This is a genomic window from Brevundimonas diminuta 3F5N, assembly GCF_900163625.1.
GTDB classification, from domain to species: domain Bacteria; phylum Pseudomonadota; class Alphaproteobacteria; order Caulobacterales; family Caulobacteraceae; genus Brevundimonas; species Brevundimonas diminuta_A.
Genome location: NZ_FUIE01000082.1, coordinates 1 through 5,861, shown reverse-complemented (window position 1 = coordinate 5,861; position 5,861 = coordinate 1). Strand labels below are relative to the sequence as shown.

Genomic DNA, 5,861 nt, shown 5'->3' with positions numbered 1-5,861 from the left:
CGTATATCGCCGCCTCGCTCGGAGACGGGCTGGCCCGGCGGGCTTCGGAGACAGTGTTTTCGGGGTTTGTTTGGGGCAAGGGTTTGAAAAAGCTTCTTGCTTCGGACGGTTGGATCGGTTAGCTTCCGCGCTTCAATCGAATCGCTGGATTGAGTTGAGGGATAGCCTCTCGGTTTTCCCGGCGGTTTACTGCGGCCTTCGAAGCTTCGGTTTCGGAAAAAGCAGAAAGGCTGAAAAGCCCGGTTGACAAGGAGATCGGCTCTCACTAGATAGCCGCCTCCGCCGCTCCTTCCGGAGCGGTTTCGTGAAAAGAAAGTTCTTTAAAAAGAACTGCTTGACACGAAAAACTGGGTCGGCTAGATAGCCGCCTCCGCCGCGAACCGGCGCTAAACAGTTCAGCCGGTTCTTCCGGTTCTGGTCTTTGAAATCGTTGATCTGGAAAGAGAAACGCAGGCGGCGGTGTCCTGGCGAGAACCCTTCGGGGTTCATCAGTCGACACTGACAACTGCGGTCTTTTTGAAAAGACATACCATGTAACCGGTCTTCGGATCGGTGAACGTGGGATCTCGTCAAGAATACGTAGAACTAAAGCCATAGCGATCTTCGGGTCGCAAATGCTTAGGTCAGATAAGTCAACTCAACCTGAGAGTTTGATCCTGGCTCAGAGCGAACGCTGGCGGCAGGCCTAACACATGCAAGTCGAACGGACCCTTCGGGGTTAGTGGCGGACGGGTGAGTAACACGTGGGAACGTGCCTTTAGGTTCGGAATAGCTCCTGGAAACGGGTGGTAATGCCGAATGTGCCCTTCGGGGGAAAGATTTATCGCCTTTAGAGCGGCCCGCGTCTGATTAGCTAGTTGGTGAGGTAACGGCTCACCAAGGCGACGATCAGTAGCTGGTCTGAGAGGATGACCAGCCACACTGGGACTGAGACACGGCCCAGACTCCTACGGGAGGCAGCAGTGGGGAATCTTGCGCAATGGGCGAAAGCCTGACGCAGCCATGCCGCGTGAATGATGAAGGTCTTAGGATTGTAAAATTCTTTCACCGGGGACGATAATGACGGTACCCGGAGAAGAAGCCCCGGCTAACTTCGTGCCAGCAGCCGCGGTAATACGAAGGGGGCTAGCGTTGCTCGGAATTACTGGGCGTAAAGGGCGCGTAGGCGGATCGTTAAGTCAGAGGTGAAATCCCAGGGCTCAACCCTGGAACTGCCTTTGATACTGGCGATCTTGAGTATGAGAGAGGTATGTGGAACTCCGAGTGTAGAGGTGAAATTCGTAGATATTCGGAAGAACACCAGTGGCGAAGGCGACATACTGGCTCATTACTGACGCTGAGGCGCGAAAGCGTGGGGAGCAAACAGGATTAGATACCCTGGTAGTCCACGCCGTAAACGATGATTGCTAGTTGTCGGGCTGCATGCAGTTCGGTGACGCAGCTAACGCATTAAGCAATCCGCCTGGGGAGTACGGTCGCAAGATTAAAACTCAAAGGAATTGACGGGGGCCCGCACAAGCGGTGGAGCATGTGGTTTAATTCGAAGCAACGCGCAGAACCTTACCACCTTTTGACATGCCTGGACCGCCAGAGAGATCTGGCTTTCCCTTCGGGGACTAGGACACAGGTGCTGCATGGCTGTCGTCAGCTCGTGTCGTGAGATGTTGGGTTAAGTCCCGCAACGAGCGCAACCCTCGCCATTAGTTGCCATCATTTAGTTGGGAACTCTAATGGGACTGCCGGTGCTAAGCCGGAGGAAGGTGGGGATGACGTCAAGTCCTCATGGCCCTTACAGGGTGGGCTACACACGTGCTACAATGGCTACTACAGAGGGTTAATCCTTAAAAGTAGTCTCAGTTCGGATTGTCCTCTGCAACTCGAGGGCATGAAGTTGGAATCGCTAGTAATCGCGGATCAGCATGCCGCGGTGAATACGTTCCCGGGCCTTGTACACACCGCCCGTCACACCATGGGAGTTGGTTCTACCCGAAGGCGGTGCGCTAACCAGCAATGGAGGCAGCCGACCACGGTAGGGTCAGCGACTGGGGTGAAGTCGTAACAAGGTAGCCGTAGGGGAACCTGCGGCTGGATCACCTCCTTTCTAAGGATGCTTCTCCAGTCTCTCACGAGACTATTGAGGCTCCGCATAGCGAAAGCGGCCTTGGTCGTGAATAGCAACAAATGCGGGGCGCCGCCGTCTCCGTTTCTCTTTCCTCATTTCGTCATCGACGCTGCGAACATTCGGTTCGTTGCATTGATGGCGCGATCGCGAGCCTGGGGAATTCCCGGCCTGTCGCACTGCCCTAGGCCCGTAGCTCAGGTGGTTAGAGCGTACGCCTGATAAGCGTAAGGTCGGCAGTTCGAGTCTGCCCGGGCCTACCAGTCCTTTGGTAAGGACGTGCGACGGTCGCCGATGAAGCTCTCCTGGCTAACTCCTGAAAGGGGCCTTAGCTCAGTTGGTAGAGCGCCTGCTTTGCAAGCAGGATGTCATCGGTTCGAATCCGTTAGGCTCCACCAGGTTTCAAGTGTGCTACCGCCCTGCGGGCTACTTGAGCACTTCGCGATCATATCAAGTTTGCATCCAGTCGCATGATTGGCTGCATTGACATTGTAAAGGAAGAATTTGACCGGCCCCTCATAGGCTTTCAGGTCAGGTTCGAGAAGATATTGTCTGACAAAGTAAAATCAGGCGTAGGTCCGGCGGATACCTCTTTCCATCCCCCGGAGAAACCTATGCATGAGTTTTGCTGAGAAACGATCAAGCGTTGAAGGGCTTCTGACGGATGCCTTGGCGTAGAGAGGCGATGAAAGACGTGGCAAGCTGCGATAAGAACCGGGGAGGCGCTAGCACCCTTTGATCCGGTTATCTCTGAATGGGGAAACCCACCTTTGCAGTCTTCCAACTCTGCTTTTCGGAGCAGCGATTGGATGATTGTTTAAAGGTACAATGAGCTGAATACATAGGCTTCATTGAGCGAACCCGGGGAACTGAAACATCTCAGTACCCGGAGGAAAGGACATCAACCGAGACTCCCGTAGTAGTGGCGAGCGAACCGGGACCAGGCCAGTGCTCTTGTGAAATAAAGTCGAACGGAATGGAAAGTCCGGCCATAGCGGGTGACAGCCCCGTAGACGTCAAACAGCAAGAGACTCGAGTAGGGCGGGACACGTGAAATCCTGTCTGAACATGGGGGGACCACCCTCCAAGCCTAAGTACTCCTCTACGACCGATAGTGAACAAGTACCGTGAGGGAAAGGTGAAAAGCACCCCGACAAGGGGAGTGAAACAGATCCTGAAATCGGAAGCCTACAAGCAGTCGGAGCCGCCAAGCGCGGTGACGGCGTACCTTTTGTATAATGGGTCAGCGACTTCATGTGTCGAGCAAGCTTAAGCCGTTAGGTGTAGGCGCAGCGAAAGCGAGTCTGAATAGGGCGCTAAGTTCGACGTATGACGACCCGAAACCAGGTGATCTATCCATGAGCAGGATGAAGGTAAGGTAACACTTACTGGAGGTCCGAACCCGTGAATGTTGAAAAATTCTGGGATGACTTGTGGATAGGGGTGAAAGGCCAATCAAACCTGGACATAGCTGGTTCTCCGCGAAATCTATTTAGGTAGAGCGTCCGACGAATACCCTGGGGGGTAGAGCACTGGATGGTTGCGGGCTGCGCGAGCGGTACCAATACTAACCAAACTCCGAATACCCAGGAGTACTATCGGGCAGACACACGGCGGGTGCTAACGTCCGTCGTGAAAAGGGAAACAACCCTAACCATCATCTAAGGCCCCCAAGTCATGGCTAAGTGGGAAACGATGTGGGATTGCTTTGACAATCAGGAGGTTGGCTTAGAAGCAGCCATCCTTTAAAGAAAGCGTAACAGCTCACTGATCAAGCGATCCTGCGCGGAAAATGTAACGGGGCTAAAGCCATGCGCCGAAGATATGGGTTTGCAGTTTACTGCAAGCGGTAGCGGAGCGTTCCGTAAGCCTGTGAAGGTCAACTGTGAGGTTGGCTGGAGGTATCGGAAGTGAGAATGCTGACATGAGTAACGATAAACAGTGTGAGAAACACTGTCGCCGAAAGACCAAGGGTTCCTGCGTAAAGCTAATCTGCGCAGGGTTAGTCGGCCCCTAAGGCGAGGCTGAAAAGCGTAGTCGATGGGAAGCAGGTAAATATTCCTGCACCAGCTAGAAGTGACGGATGGCATAAGTCGTCGGGGCTTATTGGATTGTTCCCGGCGGTGGCGTTGTCCCTGGAAATAACTCTAGCAGAGACCGTACCCGAAACCGACACAGGTGGTCAGGTAGAGCATACCAAGGCGCTTGAGAGAACTGTGCTGAAGGAACTCGGCAAATTGCACGCGTAACTTCGGAATAAGCGTGACTCACCCTGGGCAACCAGGACTGAGTGGCACAAGCCAGGGGGTAGCGACTGTTTAGCAAAAACATAGGGCTCTGCGAAGCATCAATGCGACGTATAGGGTCTGACGCCTGCCCGGTGCCTGAAGGTTAAAGGGAGGAGTGAAAGCTCCGAACTGAAGCCCAGGTAAACGGCGGCCGTAACTATAACGGTCCTAAGGTAGCGAAATTCCTTGTCGGGTAAGTTCCGACCTGCACGAATGGCGTAACGACTTCCCCACTGTCTCCAGCACAGGCTCAGTGAAATTGAATTCCCCGTGAAGATGCGGGGTTCCCGCGGTCAGACGGAAAGACCCTATGAACCTTTACTATAGCTTCGCCTTGGCGTTAGCGACCGTATGTGTAGGATAGGTGGGAGGCTATGAAACCGGGGCGCCAGCTTCGGTGGAGCCATCCTTGAAATACCACCCTTACTGTCGTTGACGTCTAACCGAGGGCCGTTATCCGGTCCCGGGACATGGCGTGGTGGGTAGTTTGACTGGGGCGGTCGCCTCCCAAAGTGTAACGGAGGCGCGCGATGGTTAGCTCAGACCGGTCGGAAATCGGTCGTCGAGTGCAATGGCATAAGCTAGCCTGACTGCGAGACTGACAAGTCGAGCAGAGACGAAAGTCGGCCATAGTGATCCGGTGGTCCCGCGTGGAAGGGCCATCGCTCAACGGATAAAAGGTACTCTAGGGATAACAGGCTGATTTTGCCCAAGAGTCCATATCGACGGCAAAGTTTGGCACCTCGATGTCGGCTCATCACATCCTGGGGCTGGAGCAGGTCCCAAGGGTACGGCTGTTCGCCGTTTAAAGTGGTACGTGAGCTGGGTTCAGAACGTCGTGAGACAGTTTGGTCCCTATCTGCCGTGGGTGTTCGAAGCTTGAGAGGATCTGTCCCTAGTACGAGAGGACCGGGATGGACATACCTCTGGTGGACCTGTCATGGCGCCAGCCGTGCAGCAGGGTAGCTAAGTATGGAATAGATAACCGCTGAAAGCATCTAAGCGGGAAACTAACCTCAAAACAAGGCTTCGCTGAGGATCGTGGAAGACTACCACGTTGATAGGCCAGGTGTGGAAGCGCGGTGACGTGTGAAGCTTACTGGTACTAATAATCCGATCGGCTTGATCGTTTCTCAGCAAAACTCATTCGATCTTACTTTGTCGAAATCATAGATAATATCTTCTCATTCATGTGTGTCGGGTTGACCTGGTGGCTCTGTCGGAGGTTCCCCACCCGATCCCATTCCGAACTCGGTCGTTAAGACCTCCAGAGCCGATGGTACTTCGTCTTAAGGCGCGGGAGAGTAGGTCGCCGCCGGGTCTACCCGACACACATGAATGACTTCTCGAACCTTCTTCCTTTACTTACCGCCTTGCCGCGGGATGGAGCAGCCCGGTAGCTCGTCAGGCTCATAACCTGAAGGTCGTAGGTTCAAATCCTACTCCCGCACCCA

The 5,861-nt window shown here is 54.1% G+C and carries 3 tRNA genes and 3 rRNA genes; all 6 read left to right on the top strand.

The window, feature by feature from the left end:
* The first annotated feature begins 638 nt into the window (after positions 1 to 638).
* The 6 genes from FM111_RS14635 (at position 639) to FM111_RS14610 (ending at position 5,861) form a co-directional block, all read left to right on the top strand.
* Positions 639 to 2,101, top strand: a 16S ribosomal RNA gene (locus tag FM111_RS14635).
* A 204-nt stretch (positions 2,102 to 2,305) separates the two neighbouring features.
* Positions 2,306 to 2,382 (top strand) — tRNA-Ile (locus FM111_RS14630).
* A 59-nt stretch (positions 2,383 to 2,441) separates the two neighbouring features.
* Positions 2,442 to 2,517, top strand: a tRNA-Ala gene (locus FM111_RS14625).
* Between the two features lie 239 nt (positions 2,518 to 2,756).
* Positions 2,757 to 5,537, top strand: a 23S ribosomal RNA gene (locus tag FM111_RS14620).
* Between the two features lie 76 nt (positions 5,538 to 5,613).
* Positions 5,614 to 5,728, top strand: a 5S ribosomal RNA gene (gene rrf / locus FM111_RS14615).
* The 16S, 23S and 5S rRNA genes sit together here with 3 tRNA genes alongside, the layout of an rRNA operon.
* 56 nt (positions 5,729 to 5,784) lie before the next feature.
* A tRNA-Met gene (locus tag FM111_RS14610) sits at positions 5,785 to 5,861 on the top strand.